Below are 21,096 nucleotides of genomic sequence, written 5' to 3' on the forward strand. Positions count from 1 at the left end.
ATTCCCTCCTCTTTTTTATTGGCTGATTCGACCAAAATTTACCCGGCTTTGTTTTCTAAATCCGCGTTCATTTTCAGCTGCTGTTCAGCAAAATCCCTATAAAGATCATGGGAAGCCATTAATTCATGGTGTGTGCCACGACCGGTAATTTCCCCTTTTTCAACAAACAAAAGCTGGTCCGCGTCTACAACGGTAGATAGGCGGTGAGCGATAACAATTGTTGTGCGGCCCTCCATCAGCACCTCAAGCGCCTGCTGAACTGACTTTTCAGATTGGCTGTCAAGGCTTGAAGTGGCTTCATCAAGCATAAGAATGCTTGGGTTACGGAGAAGCGCTCTCGCAATCGCGATTCTTTGCCTTTGTCCGCCTGACAGCATGATGCCTCGTTCGCCCACTTCTGTATCAAGCTGATCCGGCAGCTCCATTATAAAATTGAGCGCATATGCCATTTCCGCGGCTTTTTCGATCTCAGCATCTGTTACATCTCGTTCTAATCCGTAGCAAATATTTTCTCTGATAGTCCCCGACATTAAAGGGCTTTCCTGTGATACATATCCGATGTGCTCCCGCCACGATTCAAGCGAATAAGTGTCAATCGGCTCGTCCCCCAGCCGAATAGCCCCTGCAGTCGGAGAATAAAAGCGTTCAAGCAGCTTAAACAGCGTCGTTTTTCCCCCGCCGCTCGGGCCGACGATCGCTGTCACTTTCCCTGCTTCAATGACGGCGCTGATCTCTTTTAAGATCAGCTGATCGGGCTTATATCCAAAAGACACGCGATCAAGCTGGATAGGCAGATGCGCATTTTCGATTTGTTTTCCCGTCACTGTATCTTCCTCTTCCTCTGCCAAGATCTCAATCATTCGTTCTGTTGCACCGATTGATTTTTGCAGCTGTGTAAAGAATGTTGTAATTTGGCCCATCGGCATAATAATTTGGAACAAATATAAAATAAAAGCCACGAGCGCTCCGGCCGTGAGCTCGCCTGAAGATACCTGCATGCCGCCATATCCGATGACTGCGACAAGGGCTGCCATTAACACGAGTGAGATAAGTGGGCCGACAAGTGATTGAACCTTAGCTTCACGAACGCCAAGCTTAAATAATGAGGAAATCCCCATTTTCCCGCGCCCATATTCGACATCCTCCGCATTTGAAGCTTTAACAAGTCTAATTTCCGGGAGAATTTGATTCAGCAGGCCTGTAAAACGAGCCGTTTCATCTTGTGTTTCCCGTGAAATGGAGAACATTTTCCGTCCAATCGGCACCAAGATAAGAGCGGCCAGCGGAACGACCACTAACACAAGCAGTGTCAGCTTCCAGTTCATAATAAACAAGATTGTCAATGATCCAATGACAGAAATGATGCCTGTAATAAATCCGCTGATATGGGTTGTAATCAATTCTTTGACAACCATCGTATCGTTCGTTACACGGCTGACTGTTTCTCCGGAAGCATTTGTATCGAAATAAGAGACAGGCAGCTTAATTAATTTCTTCCATAATAAATCCCGCAGCCCGGAAATGATTTTTTGTCCATTATAGTTAAGCGCATAGGTGGCATAAGCGCTTAAACCCGCCTGAACGAAAAACACCAGCGCGATCAAACCGATTTGCGTGCCTGACAGATTTGACATAGAAAAACCATCGACAAGCTGCTTCGTTAATAATGGAATGAGCAGGCTGACCAGCGTGGTTACTACACTGAGGGCAAGCGCAAAGGCGAGCTTTCCATAAGAAGGATTGGTCCGTCTTACTAAGGCAAAAAAGGGTTTCAATTTACTTTTAGATTTTTGTTTCTGGGTTGGCATATATTTTCCTCCTGTTTCAGCGTTCAGAAAGGTGAAAAGTCATAGCAAAAGGATGATTTTTACTCTTTCTCAATCATATCAATGGCGAGAGACTTTTTCAGTATATTTTTGCCGTGGTGAAAATAAAAGATCTCCCACTCATTGTTTGAATAGGAGATTTTTTATGTTAGACATCTTTCACTGGCTTCTTTTTTCTGTAAGTCAATGTTACATCCTGCTGCCGCAGGTCTTCAATTATCATTTTGTACCGATCAACTTTTGCGGTATGTTCTTCTTTTATCATCTGAAGGGCAGCTTTTCGTTTTTCGCTTTTCGACTCAAGTTCTTCTTTTATTTTTTTTACAATCAACCCTTTTTGCCCCTTGATTTCCTCTTTTAATGAAGCCTCAAATTTCTTTGTCAGGCTGAGAAAGTCGTTGATCGGTTGATTGAGGGCGCCCGCTTTCCCCTTCATTTCATCTTTGGTCAGAAACATATAGGTGGTTGATACAATTTCTGTTTCACTTTCTGAAAATAAGGAAGTCACTCTTCAAATTCCTCCTAAGGCTGAAAATCAAATAACTGAGAAATCATTTCTTCTTTTTCAAACAGCTTTTCAATACTCTCGCGGATATTTTTGATAAAATCTCTTTTTTCTGTTGTCTGTTTTTTTAATTCAGCAACAATTCCATCATTAGCAGGAAGCGCACCTGTGTGGAATGATTCATGAACTGAGATTTTTTCCAATTTATCGAATGTGTGGCTGAAACCAGCTGCAAGCCGGAATTGAAGGTCGAAGGCATAATGCGAAGGGTTTTCTTCCATATGATGAATCGCCGTGGTGATCGCCTGTTTTTTGTCTATGAAGTCTTCATCTATTTCCTGACTGTAAACCTTCTGGTACTGAGAAATCGCATCTTCCATATCTTCAACGATTTTCATACCGTTTTGATAGATTCTGACAGCGGATGAGAGATTGACTTGAATCGTTTCTCCCGAGCCGCTCTTGCCTGTAAAATAAATATCTGAGCCTTTATAGCTGAAGCCTTTTTCCTTCGACAAGGCGTTGAGCATTTGAACGATGCTGTGGCCGTCGACGATGAGTTTTAGTGCATCTTTTGTTTCTGTGTCGAGTGTTTTCACCGAGGACAAAATTGATTTAACATAGTCCACTATTTCACCAACGTCTTTTAAAGCTTGCATAAATTGGCCATGCTTTAGATGGTCAATGAAATGTTCGTAGCGTGATTCTATGCCTCGCATACACGCGTTAATATTCGTTAATTCTTTTTTGATGACTTTCTTTTGAGTTTCATCAATATACCCATTTTCAGCTAACTGATCTACGACCGGTCCGCTGTTTCTCAACAAGGTATGAAGAAAACCTAAAAACGACGGCAGTTCCTCTTTTATTCGGCCATACATTTGCTTTACATCATCAAAATGCTCATATAGGACACTTACTTTCTTTAAAGCACCGTCTGTGTTTTTCACTCTTTCTATTAGGTCTATGTCTATCCCACTGGCTGCCTTTATAAAACCGTTTAAGCCGTCTTTTTCATAGTCATCCTTATATTTTTGAAGGTATTTTTGAATTGACCTCACATCTTCGTCAGGAATCCCATCCATAATGTTTCGGATGCCTTTTACACTTGTATTAGTATCTGCCATCTTCACATCACCGAATGTAATGAAATCGGCCTTGCCGCTGACTCCATACAGCGGGTCATCTTTTGAGATGCGTTGGGTGATGTTTGCTGTTACGCCTTTGTCTTCATAATATTTTTGGATTTCTTTTTTTAACTTTTCTGGTGTGATATCATTAATATCTTTTAAGCGTCTAATATGAAATTTATGCATTAACCTATCTCTCAAATTCAAATCAGTTGCTAGTAGGTGGTCAACGCTTATTTGAGCTCCGTTAACCCCATAAACCTCATCAAATTCTCCGTCAATTAATTGAACCATCACCTGATTATTATTTGCCAGTGAGTGTCCCATAGCAAAGGTCTTTAAATCATTAGAATTCTCTGTTTCTCTTTTGGCATTTCTTACAAACTCTTTTGTCGCTTGGTACTGGCTGTCATCTATCCCTAAAAAGAGACCAAAGAAATTGTATGACCAGTCTTCGTTATCAGCACTACCCTCTGAAATAATATGAAGTTGATTAACGTGTTGTTTATCATCCTTAATATAAATAGCTGTTCCATCATAACCGGACTCTCTTATTGATGTATCTATTTTCGAATTTTTTTTAATAAGTTCATTAGATGTGTAAATTTCCACACTTTTTGGAAGGTCTCGATGTGTTTCTTCTTTGTATATTCGACGCACCTCGACTTCAAAATCTGTTTTAGCTCTCTTTATTTCACTTTCAATATCAGAAGCAAATCTTTCTTTATAATCGTACTCCAAGTCAATTAAACGCAGCTTTACATTTTCATTTTCAAATATATTCTTATTTTCCATTTTCTCTATTTCTCCTTTTTAACTTTTAAAAAGGTAATAGAATCTATTATTTTTCGCACTTTTTTTTCTGCTTCTTCTTTCTTTAATGAACAAACCTCTTCGTCCTTATAGCAAGAAAATCGAAAAGAATACTCTATTCCTAAATAATCCTCTTTTTTAGATTTAACATAACCAAAAAATCTATAAGAAAAATTATTCTTTTCATCCACATCATCAAAACTGCTTTTCTTTTGAGCAGAATATACAATTTTATCAGATAGCTCTCTTTCTTCGTATTTTCCTTTATAGCTATTTCTTCCGCTTACAATGTCAAGCATTGTATCCTTGTCATTCGCAAAACTTTTTTCTTGATGATAATCTAATTGCCCGTCATATTGAATGTTAGTTTTTTTATTGAAACTATCAAATACTATTGTTTCCTCATTTTCACCTTTACTTGAAAGATCAGGTACGTACTCCCCATCCTCGGGAAACAACATCCTAAACCCTTTCAGCTTAGATTCAAGCAAATAATACCCCGGCTCTTCTTCTTTCGTTGACACCATGTACTCTCTCGTTTTCTCGTCCTGAAACGCCGGAACTTGCGGCAGGTCTTTTGGATCCATGTCTTTTGGTTTTACGGCTTCTGTTTTATTGTCATTTTTGGTGTTTTTATCGTTGTCATGCATACTGCATCCTCCTGTCAGGGCAAGTAATAAGCTGAAGCAAATACATATGATCTTTTTCATTACGAACCTCCACGGGTTTTGTGAGAATAGAATTCTATTTTCGTCCCGAAAATAATTCTATTGACCTGGTTAAGAAATGATTATTTTATCCTCTTTCATGTTACATCATGGCTGAATTTGGATAAATAGGAAATCTGACTCTGTTTCGTTCTCTTTTCATTAACAAATCAAGCAAAACATCACAAACACATCAAAATACCTATTTCTTTTTTCATAATGTCGTTTATCATACGGCTTTTACCTTAACCTCTTCATCTTTATAGTAGGAAAATCGAAACGAATACTCTATTTCCCGATAATTCTCTATAAGAAAAACTATTCTTTCCCTCTACATCATCAAAAGCCTTTTTCTTTTGAGCAGATATCTCTCTTTCTTCGTATTTTCCTTTACATATCGCCAAAGGTAGTAGAGTTTATTATTTTTTTGACCTTTTCTTCATCGTCTTTCGGGTTTTGTTTACATGTATTTGCATTGGAGGAGCAGCTAAACATAAAAGAATATTCCATCCCTAAATAATCTTGTTTTTTCAATTTTATATAACCAAGGAAGATATAAGATGGTTTCTCTTCTTTGTCAAAGTTTTCTTGTTTTGAGGCAAAGTAAATATCTTTATCCTTCGTTTCTAATTTCTCAAAATCACCTTTGTATTCATTTTTACCGCTAATAATATCCAACATATTCTCCGGTTCGTTTATAAACGATTCATTTTGATAGAATTTTACTGAAGCATTCATTACTATATTCGTTTTTTTATTAAAGCTATCAAAAAATAGTGACTCGTTTGTATTTGAAGTTTCAGAGTCGGAATACTCCGCATCCTCCGGAAACAACATCCTAAACCCTTTCAGTTTAGACTCAAGCAAATAATACCCTGGCTCCTCTTCTTTCGTTGACACCATGTACTCTCTCGTCTTCTCATCTTGAAACGCCGGAACTTGCGGCAGGTCTTTTGGATCCATGTCTTTTGGTTTTAGAGCTTCTGTGTTATTGTCTTTTGTGTTGTTTTTTTCATTGTTGTTCATACTGCATCCGCCTGTCAGGACAAGTAATAAGCTAATGCTGATCAAGATGGTCTTTTTCACGACAAACCTCCAATAGGTTTAACTAATCAATATTACTGACCCGATTGAAAAGTGATTCTGTGTAAACTTTTCTTTATAGTCATACTCTAGGTTAATTATACGGAGCTTTATATTTTCATTCCCGAAAACATTCTTATTGTCTATCTCTACTTCCCTTCTTATAAAAGGTAATAGAATGAATGAGAGTATCAGTTCTTTCTCTTGCTTGATCTCCATTCAAAGCACAGGGTTGATCAACCTTTTTACAACGAACTATAAAAGAATATACTATTCCCAAGTACTCTTCATCACTAGATTTTATATATCCAAAATAACGAAAGGAATAATTGTATTTACGATCACTGTTTTTAAAAGTGCTTTTTTTTGATGCAGTATATACTATTTTCCCGTCAGTTTTTTCTTTCTTAAATTCACCTTTGTAACCATTCTCATTACTAATTTGGCGCAACATTGTCTCTGGATTATTAATAAAAGAAGATTTGTTATAGTAGCTAATTTGTGCATCTAAGAGTATATTTGATTTTTCATTATAGCTTTGAAATCCTATCGATTCGCTATTCTTTCCATTTGATGTGGAATAATTAGGAAGATACTCGCCATCCTCCGGAAACAACAACCTAAACCCTTTCAGTTTAGATTCAAGCAAATAATACCCCGACTGCTCTTCTTTCGTTGACACCATGTACTCTCTCGTTTTCTCATCCTGAAATGCCGGAACTTGCGGCAGGTCTTTTGGATCCATGTCTTTTGGTTTTAAGGCTTCTGTGTTATTGTCTTTTGTGTTGTTTTTTTCATTGTTGTTCATACTGCATCCGACTGTCAGAGCAAGTAATAAGCTGAAGCAAAGCAAGATCATTTTTTTCATGACGAACCTCCACGGGTTTTCGGCTAATTTGCCTAAATCATTTTATGACCTTAATTACAAAGTGATTTTTAGCTTTCATATTTTTGTATTCATTTTATTTCTCCTGTTTGTTGTAAAAAGATGATTGATTTTACGTGTTTTTTAACCTGGTCTCCTAAATGATCTTTATCTAACGTACAAGACTTTCTATTATTTGGACATCTAAACATAAACGAAAATACGATACCTGCTTGTTTTTTCTCGGGTGAGTTAATATAACCGAAATATCTGTATGAAAAGTTGTATTTGTTTTTATCATTTTGAAAATGATTTTTCTTATAAGCAATATAAATATCTTTATCTGCGTTCTCTAGCTTTTCAAAATTGCCATTATAACCATTTTCACTCCTAACTTGCCCTAACATTGTCTCAGGATTATTAATAAAAGATGTTCCTTGGCAATACTCTATTTGTGCATTTAACATTTTATTTTTTGTTTTATCATAACTATCAAATGCGATAATTTCTTCATTTTCATCACGGCTAGACAAATAGCTTGAATACTTCCCATCCTCCGGAAACAACATCCTAAACCCTTTCAGTCTAGACTCCAGCAAATAATACCCCGGCTCCTCTTCCTTCGTTGACACCATATACTCTCTCGTCTTCTCGTCCTGAAATGCCGGAACTTGCGGCAGGTCTTTTGGATCCATGTCTTTTGGTTTTAGAGCTTCTGTGTTATTTTCTTTTGTATTGTTTTTTTCATTGTTGTTCATACTGCATCCGCCTGTCAGAGTAAGTAATAAGCAGAAGCAAAACAAGATGATTTTTTTCATGACGAACCTCCACGGGTTTAACTGATAGATTGTTACAACATGATTATTTAGTTCTAGCCGTATTACAATATAGAATCATACTGAAAAAAGACCGCCGCGTTCTATCGGCAGTCTTGACCAGACATGATTGTTACTCTTTTTTCGAATAAAATACTCTGGATATAAACAGGCCAATGACCCCTAACAAGATGAATAAGACCGCTCTCCAAACAATATCAATCGAAGCAGAATCTATTAAAATTATTTTGGCAAGTGTAATGAATAAAAAGATCAGCCCAATTCGGTTCCATGTCTTGTCTTTGGTTGCGTAATAAACAGCATACATCACAATGACAAATATAAACCAAGACAGGGATACTCCGACGTTTACTGATACGCCGTCAATCCTATCCGACATCCATATGGATAATTTGCTGAAGAATACAAGCAGCAGCAATGAAACAGCGGACGAAACAACGATTGTGATTTGTTTATAATGTATTTTCTTCGAATACAGATAGCCGCCAAATAGTGAGCAGATCAGCAGCAGCCAAGAGACAATGCTGAGAACGTGTAATGAACGTGCCGGGTATTGTATGAGGCCGCAGGCTGCCTGTAATAATACAATCACTCCGGCAATGCCGATCAACCAGCTTTTTTTGCGGTATGACACGTAACACATCATGATTCCTTGTAAGGTGAATATGATGTACAGCAAGCTCACATTTTCAGCTAATCCATCCGCTGCCAATACATTAAAATAAATCATAGAAATGAGAAAAAACGTAAGTTTGATTTCGGCAAATTCTTTACTTTTCCATAAGCTTAACAACAGGTAAAACACAAATGCAGCAGTATAAAAAGCGTATAAGGCTGTATCGTTTTTCATGTACAGGACAACCCCTGTAATGAAAACGACAAAAGCTCCGATTGTAACAGCTGTGAGATAGACAGCTTTTTTAAATTGGCTGTTCGATCGTAAGGCTGATAGGATCGTAATCGCCTGCTGTAGGATAAATACAGCAAGTGTCCAACCCGTCACCTGCGCATCTGTAAATGATAAGAAAGCAAAAATCGCTAATATGAAAGCATAGTTTGCTATATTCCATGCTACACTGTACTTTTGTTTAACTGTCTCATATATTAAGCCTGCGAAAACCAATGACTCATATACATAAAAGATGTATTCATTTCCTTGTTTCCCGCCAAATAAAAAAGGATACAAGTAAACACCTGCGACGATAATCGCAATCAGTGTTTGTGATCGGTATTTTCTTGATATGTACACACCACCCGCAACGCCTGCAGCAAGAAGGATCATCGTAAGCGGCGTCGGTATAATCTGGTACAGCATGTTACCCGCAAACAAAGAAACAATATAGACAATATTACTGCCCGCCAATAATGAACTGCCCAATACACTGGCATTTTTCTTATGTGACCTGCTACCGAGAACATATAGCACAATAGAGACAATAAGTCCCGCCCCTACCCTCATATATGCGTTGATCCAGCCTTTTTCTGCAGCTGCCACAAATGCCCAAATCATACCAAGAAGAAAAACAAAAATAAAGATCTTCGGAAGCCAATTTCCCGCCATGTTTTCTAAAGTGCGGTTCTCTTTTCGCGGAGCCGGCGTCTTTTGTGGAACTTCGGTTTCCTTGTTGATTTTTGGATGCTCTTCCGTTTTGACTACTGCTTGTTCTTTCTTGCCAGCAGCGAGATATGCGATCTCCCTTTTGACACTTTCCAGTTCTTGTTCCAAACGTCCAACTTTTTTGTTCAGTTCATCAATTTTTTCGTTCACCATTCTCTCCTCATTTTTCGAATAATTAGCAGCCGCTTTTTCATACTATGTCTTTTCCTCACTATCCTGACCGGTTTGTATAAAATAATCCTAAAGACCTGATATCCATTTGGGATTTTCATTCTTAGTCATGTTACATCATGGGAAATTTTCGTTAAATAGGAAATTCGATTGGTTTTTTCATTTCTTCTATTAGGACAAGACAAATGGTTCAGCTGCCACAAATACATAAAAAAGGAGCTGACATATGAGCAGCTCCAATCCTTTTATTTTTCAGAATGGCGTTTTTTCAATACATCAAGCACATCATCCAGCGGCAAGGCTTGTTCTCTGAGCAGGACAAGCAGGTGATACAGCAGGTCTGCCGCTTCCCATTTGAGTTCCTCATGATCCCGGTTTTTCGCGGCGATGATGACTTCGGATGCTTCTTCTCCAACTTTTTTCAAAATCTTATCGACGCCTTCACGGAAGAGGTACGTGGTGTAAGCTCCTTCAGGCATTTCCGCTTGGCGTTCGGCGATTACGCGCTCCAGTTCGTTCATGATGCCGAATCGGCCCGCGGCCTGTTCTTCTGTTTGTTCCTTTGTAAAACAGCTGTAGCTGCCAGTGTGGCATGCCGGGCCTGACGGTTCTACGAGTACGAGCAACGCGTCCTGGTCGCAGTCATACCGGATACCTTTGACGGCTTGCGTGTTCCCTGAGGTATCTCCTTTATGCCATAGCGCTTGGCGTGAGCGGCTGTAAAACCATGTTTCCTTCGTTTCCAGCGTTTTTTCGTACGATTCCTTGTTCATATAGGCAAGTGTCAGCACTTCTTTGCTTGCCGCATCCTGCACGATGGCAGGAATTAATCCGTCCTCATTAAAACACAGTTCATCTGCCTGTTTCATCTCACATTCACCCCGTACTCTTTCAAGTATGATTTCACTTCTTTAATTGATGTTTCTTTATAATGAAAAATTGAGGCGGCCAGCGCAGCGTCGGCTTCCCCTTTTGTAAAAGCCTCAAGCATATGCTGCGCGTTTCCCGCGCCTCCCGAGGCGATAACAGGGACGGGGACAGCTTCAGAAACAAGCTTTGTCAGCCTGTGGTCAAACCCTTTTTTCTCACCGTCAGAGTCCATGCTTGTCAGCAATATTTCTCCTGCCCCGCGTTTGACGCCTTCTTTTGCCCACTCGGTGACCTCCCAATCTGTTTTCTTTCTGCCGCCGTGCGTGTAGACCTTATATGTGTCAGACTCTTTGTCATACTTGGCATCAATGGCAAGAACGATGCATTGAGAACCGAAAAACTCGGCTCCTTCTGCAATCAGCTCAGGGCGGAGAACGGCTGCCGTATTAACCGACACTTTGTCCGCTCCTGCTCGCAGAATCGTTTTCATATCACTGAGCTGATTGATGCCGCCGCCGACTGTAAACGGAATCGCAAGCTTCGCGGCAACATGCTCCACGACGTCAACCATCGTTTTTCGTCCTTCATGCGAGGCGGAGATATCAAGAAAGACCAGTTCATCCGCACCTTCTCGGTCGTACACTTCGGCAAGTTCAACCGGATCACCGGCATCCTTCAATTCGAGAAATTGAATTCCTTTGACAACGCGCCCTTCTTTGACATCAAGACATGGAATAATTCGTTTTGTGATCATTTGCGCTTCACCCTTTCAAGCGCCTCGCTCAGCGTAAACTGATTGATGTACAGCGCTTTTCCGATGATCGCTCCAGAGACGCCATCCGCCTGATAGCGGGCGAGGGCTTCGAGATCCGCGACAGAGCTGACTCCGCCGGACGCGATCACCGATTTCCCCGTTTCCTTAGCAAGCTCGACCGTGCTTTGAACATTTGGGCCTGACAGCATTCCGTCTGTTGCGATGTCAGTAAAAATAAAGACTTCCGCACCTTCATTGGCCAGCTCTTTGCCCAGTTCAGCTGCCTTAAGGGTTGATGTTTCCAGCCATCCCTCTGTTGAAACAAAACCGTTTCTAGCATCCAGTCCGATGGCAATCTTCTCACCATATTGTTTCAGCATTTTTTTGACAAACGGAGGATTAGAAACTGCTGAACTTCCCAGGATCACCCGATCGACTCCTGCTGATAAATATTCATAGACGTCATTTTCAGAACGGATCCCGCCGCCGATTTCAACTTTCAGATTCAGCTTTTGCGCAATCTCAATCACATGGCGGTCATTCACTCTTTTCCCTTCTTTGGCCCCGTCGAGATCAACGAGATGGATCCATTCGGCACCCTCTCTCGCAAATAACGCAGCCATGTCGTACGGTGAATCGCCATATATCGTTTCCTTATTATAATCCCCTTGAACAAGGCGGACACATTTGCCGTTTCTCATATCAATTGCCGGATATAATGTAAAAGCACTCATTTTTTCACCTTCTGTTCTGCTGCCATTTTCGTGAATTGGGTTAAGATGGACATTCCGACCGTGCTGCTTTTTTCCGGGTGAAATTGGGCGCCGAAGATGTTCCCTTTTCCGACTACTGCAGGCACTCGCACACCATAATCGGCGCTTGCCAGAAGCGCATCCCCCTCCATCCCGTCAATGTAATAAGAATGAACGAAGTAAGCGTAGCCTTGTTCTGTTTCAGACAGCAGCGGAGATTCGTTATGAAAGGAAAGGCGATTCCAACCCATATGCGGAACCTTCAGCTTGTTTCCTTTTTCATCTTCTGCTTTCAGCCTGACTGCTTTTCCTTTTAGCAGCCCGAGCCCTGAAGCGGTGCCGTTTTCTTCACTTTCTTCAAATAAAAGCTGCATGCCAAGGCAGATCCCGAGAAGCAGCCTTCCCTCTGAGACCATATCGTGAATCAATTGATCGAGCTTCGTGTGGCGCAAATTGTCCATCGCGTCTCCAAATGAACCGACTCCCGGCAAAATGAAGGCATCGGCTTCTTTCAGCGCCTCGAGGTTTTCAGAAACAAAGTACGGTACGCCGACACGCTCAAGCGCCTTTGAGACACTGTATAAATTGCCCATTCCGTAATCTATTACGCCGATCATTTACAGCATCCCTTTCGTTGACGGTATTCCTTTAACACGCGGATCGATCATTGTCGCTTCATCAAGCGCGCGCCCCAGCGCTTTAAAAACAGCTTCAATCATGTGGTGTGTGTTTGTGCCGTAATGAACGATGACGTGCAGGTTCATCCGGGCTTCAAGCGCCAGCTTCCACAAAAATTCATGTACAAGCTCCGTATCGAAAGTTCCGACTTTCGCCGCCGGGAAGTCAGCGCGCATTTCCAAGTGCGGCCGGTTGCTTAAATCAATCACAACTTGAGCAAGTGCCTCATCCATCGGCACAAACGCCGAGCCATAGCGTTTGATTCCTTTTTTATCACCCAACGCTTCAAGCAGCGCCTGTCCTAAGCAGATGCCGATATCTTCAGTCGTGTGGTGATCATCTATATCAACATCGCCTTTTGCGTTTATGGAAAGATCGAATTGGCCGTGTTTCGTGAATAAATCCAGCATGTGTGTCATAAACGGCACGTCTGTTTTGATATCCGCTTGTCCCTCGCCGTCTATTGCGAATGCCAGCTCAATATCTGTTTCGTTTGTTTTTCTGGCGCGTTCCGCTTTTCTCATTTAGAATTCCTCCGTTCTCTCGCTTCAATTGATCTGGCATGGGCTTCTAACCCTTCCAGTCTGGCAAAAGCCGCGATGCTTTCGGCATGCTCTTCAAAGGCTGATTGGCTGTAAGAAATAATGCTCGATTTCTTTTGAAAATCCGTTACGTTTAAAGGACTTGAAAATCTGGCTGTTCCGTTTGTCGGGAGCACATGGTTTGGCCCGGCGAAATAATCACCGACAGGCTCAGGGCTGTATCTGCCTAAGAAAATCGCACCCGCATGTTTGATACTGCCAAGCAAAGCTTCCGGAGACTGTGTGAGGATTTCTAAATGCTCTGGCGCGAGCGTATTGACGGTATCAATCGCTTCATCCATTGTGTCTGCCACATAAATACAACCGTAATCACTCACCGAAGCTTCCGCTATTTCTCGTCGCGGCAAGGTTTTCAGCTGCTCATTCACCTCGGCTGAAACCGCCTCGGCCAGTGCCATGGAATCTGTGACAAACACACATGAGCTGAGCTTATCGTGTTCCGCCTGCGAAAGCAGGTCGGCCGTAATTTCATGCGGTATCGCTGTTTCATCAGCCAGCACGACGATTTCACTAGGTCCAGCAATCATATCGATATCGACATCACCGAACACCTCCCGTTTGGCAAGCGCGACATAAATGTTGCCGGGACCCGTGATTTTATCCACTGGCTCAATGGTTTCTGTTCCGTATGCTAACGCCGCGATTGCCTGAGCCCCGCCCATTTTGTAAATGTCTTTTATGCCAAGCTCAGCAGCAGCAACCAAAACCCCCGGAGACAGCCGACCGTCTTTTCCCGGAGGCGTGACGAGAACGATTCTTTCAACGCCCGCTACGAGCGCCGGAATCACATTCATCAAAACAGATGAAGGGTATGCGGCCGTTCCCCCTGGCACATATACACCGGCGGAATCAAGCGCCGTCACCTTCTGTCCCAGCATTGTGCCGTCCTTTCTGTGATAAAACCAGGAGGATTGCAGCTGTCTTTCGTGATATTCCCTAATATTTTCGATTGCCTGCCTAATCACTTGAAGAAGATGTGAATCCAGCGAGGTGTATGCCTCCTCAATTTCCTCTTTTGTGACGAGCGGGCTGTTTATGTCGATGCCGTCAAATTTCGCTGTATAGCTGCGTACCGCCTGATCACCGTTTGCCTTCACATCTTCAATAATGGACCGGACCGCCTTTCTTTGCTCTTCCGTTCCGGCATCGATGGAACGCTTGAGAGAAAGCCGCTCCGCTCCGCTGATGGTTTTGATCTTCATTTTGCGGTTTCTCCTTCCACAACAAGAGATAGGCGGGATGCCATTTCGTCAATCACATCGTCTTTCATTCGATAGCTTACCGGGTTGACAATAAAGCGGGAGGTAATGTCACAAATGTGCTCCATTTCTACAAGCCCATTTTCCTTCAGCGTCTGTCCTGTGGAAACAATGTCCACTATCCGATCTGCAAGTCCAATGAGGGGGGCCAGCTCAATTGAACCGTTGAGCTTAATGATCTCGACTTGTTCTCCCTGCTCTCTGAAATAACTGGAGGCCACATTCGGATACTTTGTCGCGATTCGTGGCGCTACGCCGCTCGAGTCTGTATTCGGAAGTCCGGCGACTGCCAAGTGGCATTTGCTGATATTCAAATCCAGGACCTCGTACACATCGCGCTCTTCCTCCAGCATGACATCCTTGCCCGCTATTCCGACGTCTGCCACGCCATGCTCCACATACGTGGTTACGTCCATCGGCTTCGCTAATATGAAACGGAGATTTTCCTCCGGCACATCGATGATCAATTTTCTTGAATCTTCAAACTCCTCAGGGAGCTTGTAGCCCGCCTGCCTCAGCAGCCCTGCCGCTTCTTCAAATATCCGGCCCTTTGGCATCGCCATTGTGAGTAACTTACCCATTTTGCTCTTCCTTTCTGGCACCGATAAAATAAGTGACGTTTGCAAAAGATTTTGTCATCTGGTCGATATTTTCTATTCCCGATAAATCTTGAAGAACCACTTTTTTCCCTTTCATCCGTTCTTCATTCGCATAAGCGATGGCTTGCGCCCGCTGCTCTTTGCTGAAAATAACAGCATCTATATCACAAGGTTCGTCTTTCATATGAAGGGCTTCAATCAGCCGGTCGATCCGAAGCCCAAAGCCTGTTGCCGGAGCAGGTGAATCAAAATGGCCCAGCAGCTTGTTATAACGGCCGCCGCTTCCAATGACAAAACCGACATTCTCAGCGTACACTTCAAATAAAATCCCTGTGTAATAGCTCATGTGGCTGACCATATTCAGATCCAGGCGGACATTTTCCGTACATCCGTAATCCTCAAGAATATCCCACAGCGCCTTCAGTTCATCAACCACGCTTTTTCCTTGTGCAGAATCGACGATTTCCTCAGCACGTCCGCATACTTCTATGCCGCCCCGCAATTCGAGGAGCTCAAGCAGCCTGCTTTTATCAATGGAGGAAAGCGGGAGAGATTTGACATGCTCTCTGTAGCCGACGTAGTTCTTTTCATATAAGAACCTCCGCAGCACATCAGCCCGTTCAACGTTTCCGAGCACCTCAACAAACAAAGCATCCGCAATACCGGCATGGCCGATGGCAATTTTAAAGGATGCCAGCCCAGTGTTTTTTAATGCACCGACGACTAAAGCAATAACCTCCGCATCCGCGCTCGTCGTGCCGTCACCGATTAACTCCACTCCGATCTGTTCGAACTCTGCAGGACGTCCGCCTTCACGCTCCTGAGCTCTGAATACATTTGCCGCATAGCCGACTCTGAGCGGATGATCGTGTTTCAAAAGCTTTGATGCTGCCACCCTTGCAATCGGCCCCGTCATATCCGGTCGAAGCACCAATGTCTTGCCGTCCTGATCAAGAAGCTTAAACAGCTGCTGCTCTTCTATTGCTGATTGGACGCCAACGGTATCGTAAAACTCCAGTGTCGGCGTTTCCATAAATTGATATCCCCATTTATCAATCAAATCGGTTAACGATCGTCTCACCTTTTTTTTCGTTTCGTATAAACCGGGCAGTGTATCTCTCATGCCGTGCGGTTTTTCAAACATAAACATCAACCCGCGCACCTCCGTTGTCATCTTATGAAGGAAAATTCCGAATCCTTTAGTTCGCTAATATGATAATATGTTAGCAGATGAAAGAATGAAAATCAATGCTTAACTTCAGCCAGAATTTTTTTAGTCCAAATATCCTTCTCCTCATTATGAAAAAATCATGAACAATGTATTAAAGGTACGTAATATCTCAAATTCTTTATGTTTGGCATGCTATAATACAAATCAAATAGAGAACAAGGAGATAAAGATGAAAACACTGCGAACTCTATGTGTCCTGATGATTCTTTCAGGCGTTATTTTTTTCGGACTTAAAATAGATGCAAAAGATATAGATATTCCTTTTTTGAACAGCCTTAAAAAAGCGGTTTCTGACAGCGATACAGATACAGGTGCGAATAGCAAAAAGGAGCTGAAGGGAAGCGCAAAGCCGCTTGATGTCATCCTTTACAATCAAATGGACGCGCCCCGGCTCTATAACGGCTGTGAAGTAACAAGCCTTGCGATGGTGCTGAATTACGCGGGATACGACGTGACAAAAAACACCCTGGCAAACCAGATTGCCACAGTGCCTTTGACATACAGCAGCGGATTAAAAGGTAATCCGAATAACGGATTTGTCGGGGATATGGCAAATGGCCCTGGTCTCGGTGTCTACCATCGACCGATCTATCAGCTGGCGAAAACCTATGCCGGAGACAAAGTATCAGATCTGACTGGAAAAAGTATTTCCGCTGTTTATCAACAGCTTGAAAAAGGCAATCCAGTTTGGGTCATTACGACCGCCAGCTTTGCGCCAGTTGACAACATGCAGACATGGAAAACGCCAAGCGGAACGATAGAGATTACGTACAGCGAACACAGCGTCGCCGTTACGGGATATGATGAGAAATATGTGTATCTCAATGACCCGTATGGCTATAAAAACAGAAAAACCGATAGGACGAGCTTTGAAAAAGCGTGGAAACAAATGGGCAGCCAAGCCGTCGTTATTCAAAAATAAACATTTTGAATCCCCACTTTGCTCTATCCTGAGCAAACACGACGATATTCATGCTTTTTGTTTCAATCGGTAAGATTGATTCATTTTCCATTTACTTTCCAAAATTATCTTTACTTTCAGGCTGTCTGTTTTTATGATTAAAACAGATTCAGCCTTGCCCCGATCTATGTGAGAGAAGCCGGTGCAAGTCGCTGACGCTTCTCTTGCAAAAAATGAAAGATATCCGGGGAGGATTTTATCATTGAAAAAAATCGTGTCTATCCTATTTATGTTCGGTTTGGTTATGGGTTTCAGCCAGTTTCAGTCATCAACTGCTTTTGCAGCTGACAAAGTGGTTCACGAAACAATGATCGTACCAAAAAATACAACATATGACGGGAAAGGACAGCGGTTTGTGGCAGGGAAAGAACTAGGTGACGGAAGCCAGTCCGAAAACCAAAAACCTGTTTTTCGTGTGGAGGATGGAGCAACTCTGAAAAATGTGGTGCTCGGCGCACCTGCTGCTGATGGCGTGCACACTTATGGAAACGTTAACATTCAGAATGTGAAGTGGGAAGATGTTGGTGAGGATGCGTTAACCGTGAAGAAGGAAGGTAAAGTGACCATCGACGGCGGCTCTGCTCAAAAAGCGTCAGATAAGATTTTCCAAATCAATAAAGCCAGTACATTCACAGTGAAAAATTTCACGGCAGACAATGGCGGGAAGTTCATTAGACAGCTTGGCGGTTCAACCTTCCACGTTGATGTGATCATTGATAAGTGCACCATCACAAACATGAAGGAAGCGATATTCCGGACGGACAGCAAAACAAGCACGGTCAGAATGACAAACACACGCTACTCTCATGTCGGTCAAAAATGGATTGGCGTTCAGCATATTTACGAAAACAACAATATTCAATTTTAACAAAAAAGTCCGCTGATGTTTATTCAGCGGACTTTTTCAATCTTTCTTGCATTTCTTCCTTCGTATAGATGATCCTCATCGGATTCCCGCCGACAAATGCCCCGTCAGGCACATCCTTATGGACAAGCGTTCCGGCGGACACAACTGCGCCATCCCCTATTTCCACTCCAGGCAGAATGGTCGTGTTGGCACCAATCATTACTTCGTCTCCGATCAGAACTTTGCCGATCCGGTATTCCTGAATCAAATACTCATGGGCCAAAATGGTCGTATTGTACCCGATGATTGTATTCGTTCCGACTGAGATTTTTTCCGGAAACATGATATCTGGCATCACCATGAGGGCAAAGGATGTCTGTTTTCCAACCTTCATCCGCAGAAATGTACGGTACAGCCAGTTTTTCATCCCTATAAACGGTGTATATCTCGCAATTTGTATGACAATGAAGTTTTTAACGACCTTTACAAAAGGGACCGTTTGATAGACATGCCAAAGTGAGTTAGCTCCTGAGACCGGATGACGATCTGTTTTTCTCACAGATTACTTCACTCCAACAATTTGTAATAGATCACTCATTTTCTCAAGCATAAAATCAGGCTCATGCTTCGCCAGCATTTCCGGCCCTTTAATCGTCCATGCGACTCCTGCGGTTTTTGTTCCGGCGTTTTTCCCTGCCAGCACATCATGGTAATTATCACCGACCATAATGGCTTCCTCAGGCTTGCTTCCTAGCTGTTTCAGCGCTAACAGCACAGGCTCGGGATCAGGCTTCGCATTTGTCACATCATCAAGGGTAACAACCGTTTCAAAGAATTCGCCGATTCCCGTGAGCTTGAGGCCCATATTGACAGTATCTCTTAATTTTGTTGTCACAATCCCTAGTTTAAAGCCGGATTTTTTTAATGCATCCAGGGTCTCATATACCGTTTCATATTCAGTGACGAGTGAATCATGCATGTCATGATTGTATGCTCTGTACATAGCGATCATATCATCGCATTTATCAGGGTCCATCGAGGAGAACGTTTCAAAAAGAGACGGCCCGATAAACGCAAGGACATCTTCTCGTTTATACTTGCTCGGATAATAATGCTCCAGTGTATGCAAAAAGGACGCGATAATTAGTTCATTCGTATTAATAAGCGTTCCGTCTAAATCAAACAGAATCGTCGTTACTTGTTTGTCACTCATATTGCTTCCTTTCCAACCGCTGAGGGTTTCCACTTTTTCCATGTATGCGCAATAGCCATGGTCAGCAGAACTGCTGTGGTGACACGAATCAAAAGAAGAGGCCAGACCGGTATGCCGAGCGGAATAAAGACAAGTGTATCTTCCACGACCGCATGGCAGGCAACGAGAAATATAAATGCCAAAGTCATGTCCCGCTTGCTCACGCCGTCATCCTCGACAGCTTTGATCATGACACCCGCTCCGTAGGCCAGACCAATCGTCAGTCCCGCCACCATCGTCATAGACGTATTTTTATTCATGCCAAGCAGCTGCGTAAACGGCGAGAGCCACCTGGAGAACCGATGCAGCCAGCCTAAATCTCTTAAAAACTGGATGATGATCATCAGCGGGATTACTATTGCCGCCAGCTGCAAAACACCAAGCCCGGCTTTCGTTAAGGCTTCTGCCAGCATTGCCAGCCAGCTGTCCGGCGCAACGCTCTTCGCAGCGATAAAACCGTACTGTGCCGTTTCCTGTCCGCCATGCCAAATGAGATTGATGACGATGGCTGATACAGCGGCCAAACCGATGCGCACCGCCAATATAACGCCAATTCTGATGCCAACCTTTGCGGCAACTGTCGATTCGATAATCAAGTTATGACAGAATGAAAGCATAACAGCTAAAATAAAGACTTCTTTTACAGACAAATCCAATGTCAAAATCCCGGCAATTCCCGCATACAGATTCAGCATATTTCCCAGTACAAGCGGAATGGCCGCTTCACCGGAAAGCCCGAAGAGACCCATTACCGGTGTGATCAGCCGTACAAGCCAATCCATGACAGGCGTATGCTGAAGCAAAGTGACCAATAGTGTTACCGGGAAAATGACTTTACCGAGTGTCCATGTTGTTTGAAGACCTGCCGCAAGACCGGCCAGAAAGATCTTCTTCATCCCCCATCCCCCTTTGTTGACGTCTACTCCGCGTACCGCTCCTTCGAGTATCCCTTGACGCGTCTGAAGATGATGGCTGCCACAGCCAAAACAATCAACACGATTGAAATCACCTGAGCAATGCGAAGTGATTCTGTCAGCATTAAGCTGTCAGTCCGCATTCCTTCAATAAAGTATCTTCCGATTGAATACCAAATGATATAGATCAAGAACATCTCGCCTCTTCGCAAATTCGCTCTGCGCAGAAGCAGTAAAACAATAACGCCGACAAAGCTCCATAGTGATTCATATAAAAAGGTAGGATGATAATATTGCCCATTGATGTACATTTGATTGATGATAAATTCAGGCAGGTGCAGGCTTTCTAAAAAGGCTCTGCTGACAGCCTCGCCGTGCGCTTCCTGATTCATGAAGTTCCCCCAGCGGCCGATCGCTTGGCCGAGCAAAATGCTTGGCGCGGCAATATCCGCAAGCTTCCAGAACGAAAGGTTTTTCACTCTCGAAAACACATAACCAGTTAAAATGGCGCCAATTAGCCCGCCGTGAATGGCAATGCCGCCCTTCCAGATCTTAATGATCTCTCCCGGATGTGCCGCATAATAATCCCATTCAAAGGCAACGTAATAAATTCGTGCACAAATAATTGCAATCGGAATGGCAAACAAGACAAGATCAATAAACGTATCTTTCTGCAGCCCCCGTTTCTCACTTTCCCTCATCGCAATCCACAGCCCCAGCAAAGCGCCGAGACCGATAATGATTCCGTACCAATGGACGGCTAACGGCCCCAGCTGAAAAGCTATGGGATTGAGTGGTTCTATCGCTTCATTCATTTAACGCC

At 42.9% G+C, this 21,096-nt stretch carries 22 protein-coding genes and 1 pseudogene; 2 read left to right on the forward strand and 21 right to left on the reverse strand.

The features are described from left to right. Window positions 1-38: 38 nt before the first annotated feature. From bmrA to CDO84_RS16980, 17 genes and pseudogenes are all read right to left on the reverse strand, one after another. Entirely contained in the window at window positions 39-1,808 is a 1,770-nt protein-coding gene (bmrA, locus tag CDO84_RS16905; RefSeq protein ID WP_040081720.1) for a multidrug resistance ABC transporter ATP-binding protein/permease BmrA, read from the reverse strand. A 166-nt stretch (window positions 1,809-1,974) separates the two neighbouring features. Beyond that, entirely contained in the window at window positions 1,975-2,334 is a 360-nt protein-coding gene (locus CDO84_RS16910; protein ID WP_040081718.1) for a hypothetical protein, read from the reverse strand. A gap of 14 nt (window positions 2,335-2,348) precedes the next feature. Then, a complete protein-coding gene (locus CDO84_RS16915; RefSeq protein WP_040081717.1) occupies window positions 2,349-4,256 on the reverse strand; it encodes a DUF6792 domain-containing protein in 1,908 nt (635 codons plus the stop codon). Between the two features lie 5 nt (window positions 4,257-4,261). Further along, window positions 4,262-4,984, reverse strand: a complete 723-nt coding sequence (locus CDO84_RS16920) for a hypothetical protein (protein WP_040081716.1) — start codon at window positions 4,982-4,984, stop codon at window positions 4,262-4,264. 387 nt (window positions 4,985-5,371) lie between these two features. Next, on the reverse strand, window positions 5,372-6,067 hold the full coding sequence (locus CDO84_RS16925; protein ID WP_040081715.1) for a hypothetical protein: 696 nt from the start codon (window positions 6,065-6,067) through the stop codon (window positions 5,372-5,374). Between the two features lie 63 nt (window positions 6,068-6,130). Then, window positions 6,131-6,211, reverse strand: a pseudogene (locus CDO84_RS21940) (hypothetical protein); the annotation flags it as partial. Next, entirely contained in the window at window positions 6,201-6,932 is a 732-nt protein-coding gene (locus tag CDO84_RS16930; RefSeq protein ID WP_040081713.1) for a hypothetical protein, read from the reverse strand. The gene CDO84_RS16930 and the pseudogene CDO84_RS21940, both read right to left, overlap by 11 nt. Window positions 6,933-7,021: 89 nt before the next feature. After that, window positions 7,022-7,747 (reverse strand): hypothetical protein, encoded by a 726-nt coding sequence (locus tag CDO84_RS16935; protein ID WP_040081712.1) that lies wholly within the window; start codon window positions 7,745-7,747, stop codon window positions 7,022-7,024. 130 nt (window positions 7,748-7,877) lie between these two features. Further along, entirely contained in the window at window positions 7,878-9,536 is a 1,659-nt protein-coding gene (locus tag CDO84_RS16940; RefSeq protein WP_040081710.1) for a DUF2339 domain-containing protein, read from the reverse strand. Window positions 9,537-9,799: 263 nt separating this feature from the next. After that, window positions 9,800-10,423: a bifunctional phosphoribosyl-AMP cyclohydrolase/phosphoribosyl-ATP diphosphatase HisIE gene (gene hisIE / locus CDO84_RS16945; protein WP_040081709.1), complete on the reverse strand. Its 624-nt coding sequence runs from the start codon at window positions 10,421-10,423 to the stop codon at window positions 9,800-9,802. Further along, window positions 10,420-11,178, reverse strand: a complete 759-nt coding sequence (gene hisF, locus CDO84_RS16950) for an imidazole glycerol phosphate synthase subunit HisF (RefSeq protein ID WP_040081707.1) — start codon at window positions 11,176-11,178, stop codon at window positions 10,420-10,422. The genes hisIE and hisF overlap by 4 nt, the downstream gene beginning before the upstream one ends. Beyond that, window positions 11,175-11,912: a 1-(5-phosphoribosyl)-5-[(5-phosphoribosylamino)methylideneamino]imidazole-4-carboxamide isomerase gene (gene hisA / locus CDO84_RS16955; protein WP_040081705.1), complete on the reverse strand. Its 738-nt coding sequence runs from the start codon at window positions 11,910-11,912 to the stop codon at window positions 11,175-11,177. The genes hisF and hisA overlap by 4 nt, the downstream gene beginning before the upstream one ends. Continuing rightward, window positions 11,909-12,547 (reverse strand): imidazole glycerol phosphate synthase subunit HisH, encoded by a 639-nt coding sequence (gene hisH / locus CDO84_RS16960; protein ID WP_040081704.1) that lies wholly within the window; start codon window positions 12,545-12,547, stop codon window positions 11,909-11,911. Before hisH ends, hisA begins: the two co-directional genes overlap by 4 nt. Then, a complete protein-coding gene (gene hisB, locus CDO84_RS16965; protein WP_040081703.1) occupies window positions 12,548-13,132 on the reverse strand; it encodes an imidazoleglycerol-phosphate dehydratase HisB in 585 nt (194 codons plus the stop codon). It abuts the gene before it with no gap. Further along, window positions 13,129-14,412: a histidinol dehydrogenase gene (gene hisD, locus CDO84_RS16970; RefSeq protein ID WP_040081701.1), complete on the reverse strand. Its 1,284-nt coding sequence runs from the start codon at window positions 14,410-14,412 to the stop codon at window positions 13,129-13,131. Before hisD ends, hisB begins: the two co-directional genes overlap by 4 nt. Then, window positions 14,409-15,050, reverse strand: coding sequence for an ATP phosphoribosyltransferase (gene hisG / locus CDO84_RS16975; RefSeq protein WP_040081700.1), 642 nt, complete (start codon window positions 15,048-15,050; stop codon window positions 14,409-14,411). The genes hisD and hisG overlap by 4 nt, the downstream gene beginning before the upstream one ends. Beyond that, window positions 15,043-16,218 carry an ATP phosphoribosyltransferase regulatory subunit gene (locus tag CDO84_RS16980; protein WP_040081699.1) on the reverse strand — a complete coding sequence of 392 codons (1,176 nt, stop codon included), beginning with the start codon at window positions 16,216-16,218 and terminating at the stop codon, window positions 15,043-15,045. The genes hisG and CDO84_RS16980 overlap by 8 nt, the downstream gene beginning before the upstream one ends. A 250-nt stretch (window positions 16,219-16,468) precedes the next feature. Between CDO84_RS16980 and CDO84_RS16985 the strand changes: the two genes are divergently transcribed. After that, window positions 16,469-17,221 carry a C39 family peptidase gene (locus CDO84_RS16985; RefSeq protein ID WP_040081698.1) on the forward strand — a complete coding sequence of 251 codons (753 nt, stop codon included), beginning with the start codon at window positions 16,469-16,471 and terminating at the stop codon, window positions 17,219-17,221. A gap of 241 nt (window positions 17,222-17,462) precedes the next feature. Further along, window positions 17,463-18,128, forward strand: coding sequence for a pectate/pectin lyase PelC (gene pelC, locus CDO84_RS16990; protein WP_040081695.1), 666 nt, complete (start codon window positions 17,463-17,465; stop codon window positions 18,126-18,128). A 19-nt stretch (window positions 18,129-18,147) separates the two neighbouring features. Here pelC and hprF read toward each other — a convergent pair whose 3' ends face one another. Genes hprF through lgt form a run of 4 tightly spaced genes read right to left on the reverse strand, consistent with a single transcriptional unit; the run spans window position 18,148 to window position 21,088 of the window. After that, window positions 18,148-18,666, reverse strand: coding sequence for an acyltransferase (gene hprF, locus CDO84_RS16995; RefSeq protein ID WP_040081693.1), 519 nt, complete (start codon window positions 18,664-18,666; stop codon window positions 18,148-18,150). A 3-nt stretch (window positions 18,667-18,669) separates the two neighbouring features. Continuing rightward, window positions 18,670-19,320 carry a pyrophosphatase PpaX gene (ppaX, locus tag CDO84_RS17000; RefSeq protein ID WP_014665516.1) on the reverse strand — a complete coding sequence of 217 codons (651 nt, stop codon included), beginning with the start codon at window positions 19,318-19,320 and terminating at the stop codon, window positions 18,670-18,672. Then, complete coding sequence (locus CDO84_RS17005; protein ID WP_014665517.1) at window positions 19,317-20,255, reverse strand: nucleoside recognition domain-containing protein; 939 nt, start codon at window positions 20,253-20,255, stop codon at window positions 19,317-19,319. The genes ppaX and CDO84_RS17005 overlap by 4 nt, the downstream gene beginning before the upstream one ends. A 23-nt stretch (window positions 20,256-20,278) precedes the next feature. Then, on the reverse strand, window positions 20,279-21,088 hold the full coding sequence (lgt, locus tag CDO84_RS17010) for a prolipoprotein diacylglyceryl transferase (protein ID WP_014665518.1): 810 nt from the start codon (window positions 21,086-21,088) through the stop codon (window positions 20,279-20,281). Between the last annotated feature and the right edge of the window lie 8 nt (window positions 21,089-21,096).

The sequence above is a fragment of the Bacillus sp. MD-5 genome, assembly GCF_002201875.1.
GTDB lineage: Bacteria > Bacillota > Bacilli > Bacillales > Bacillaceae > Bacillus > Bacillus stercoris.

Bases quoted from the DNA above. Each gene is read 5' to 3' on its own strand.
- CDO84_RS17005 (WP_014665517.1), bottom strand. From the start codon at position 20,255: ATGAAGAAGATCTTTCTGGCCGGTCTTGCGGCAGGTCTTCAAACAACA.
- bmrA (WP_040081720.1), bottom strand. From the start codon at position 1,808: ATGCCAACCCAGAAACAAAAATCTAAAAGTAAATTGAAACCCTTTTTT.
- hisIE (WP_040081709.1), bottom strand. From the start codon at position 10,423: ATGAAACAGGCAGATGAACTGTGTTTTAATGAGGACGGATTAATTCCT.
- CDO84_RS16940 (WP_040081710.1), bottom strand. From the start codon at position 9,536: ATGGTGAACGAAAAAATTGATGAACTGAACAAAAAAGTTGGACGTTTG.
- CDO84_RS16985 (WP_040081698.1), top strand. From the start codon at position 16,469: ATGAAAACACTGCGAACTCTATGTGTCCTGATGATTCTTTCAGGCGTT.
- lgt (WP_014665518.1), bottom strand. From the start codon at position 21,088: ATGAATGAAGCGATAGAACCACTCAATCCCATAGCTTTTCAGCTGGGG.
- CDO84_RS16915 (WP_040081717.1), bottom strand. From the start codon at position 4,256: ATGGAAAATAAGAATATATTTGAAAATGAAAATGTAAAGCTGCGTTTA.
- hisA (WP_040081705.1), bottom strand. From the start codon at position 11,912: ATGAGTGCTTTTACATTATATCCGGCAATTGATATGAGAAACGGCAAA.
- hisB (WP_040081703.1), bottom strand. From the start codon at position 13,132: ATGAGAAAAGCGGAACGCGCCAGAAAAACAAACGAAACAGATATTGAG.
- hisH (WP_040081704.1), bottom strand. From the start codon at position 12,547: ATGATCGGCGTAATAGATTACGGAATGGGCAATTTATACAGTGTCTCA.
- CDO84_RS16935 (WP_040081712.1), bottom strand. From the start codon at position 7,747: ATGAAAAAAATCATCTTGTTTTGCTTCTGCTTATTACTTACTCTGACA.
- hisF (WP_040081707.1), bottom strand. From the start codon at position 11,178: ATGATCACAAAACGAATTATTCCATGTCTTGATGTCAAAGAAGGGCGC.
- hisD (WP_040081701.1), bottom strand. From the start codon at position 14,412: ATGAAGATCAAAACCATCAGCGGAGCGGAGCGGCTTTCTCTCAAGCGT.
- hisG (WP_040081700.1), bottom strand. From the start codon at position 15,050: ATGGGTAAGTTACTCACAATGGCGATGCCAAAGGGCCGGATATTTGAA.
- ppaX (WP_014665516.1), bottom strand. From the start codon at position 19,320: ATGAGTGACAAACAAGTAACGACGATTCTGTTTGATTTAGACGGAACG.
- CDO84_RS16920 (WP_040081716.1), bottom strand. From the start codon at position 4,984: ATGAAAAAGATCATATGTATTTGCTTCAGCTTATTACTTGCCCTGACA.
- CDO84_RS16930 (WP_040081713.1), bottom strand. From the start codon at position 6,932: ATGAAAAAAATGATCTTGCTTTGCTTCAGCTTATTACTTGCTCTGACA.
- CDO84_RS16980 (WP_040081699.1), bottom strand. From the start codon at position 16,218: ATGTTTATGTTTGAAAAACCGCACGGCATGAGAGATACACTGCCCGGT.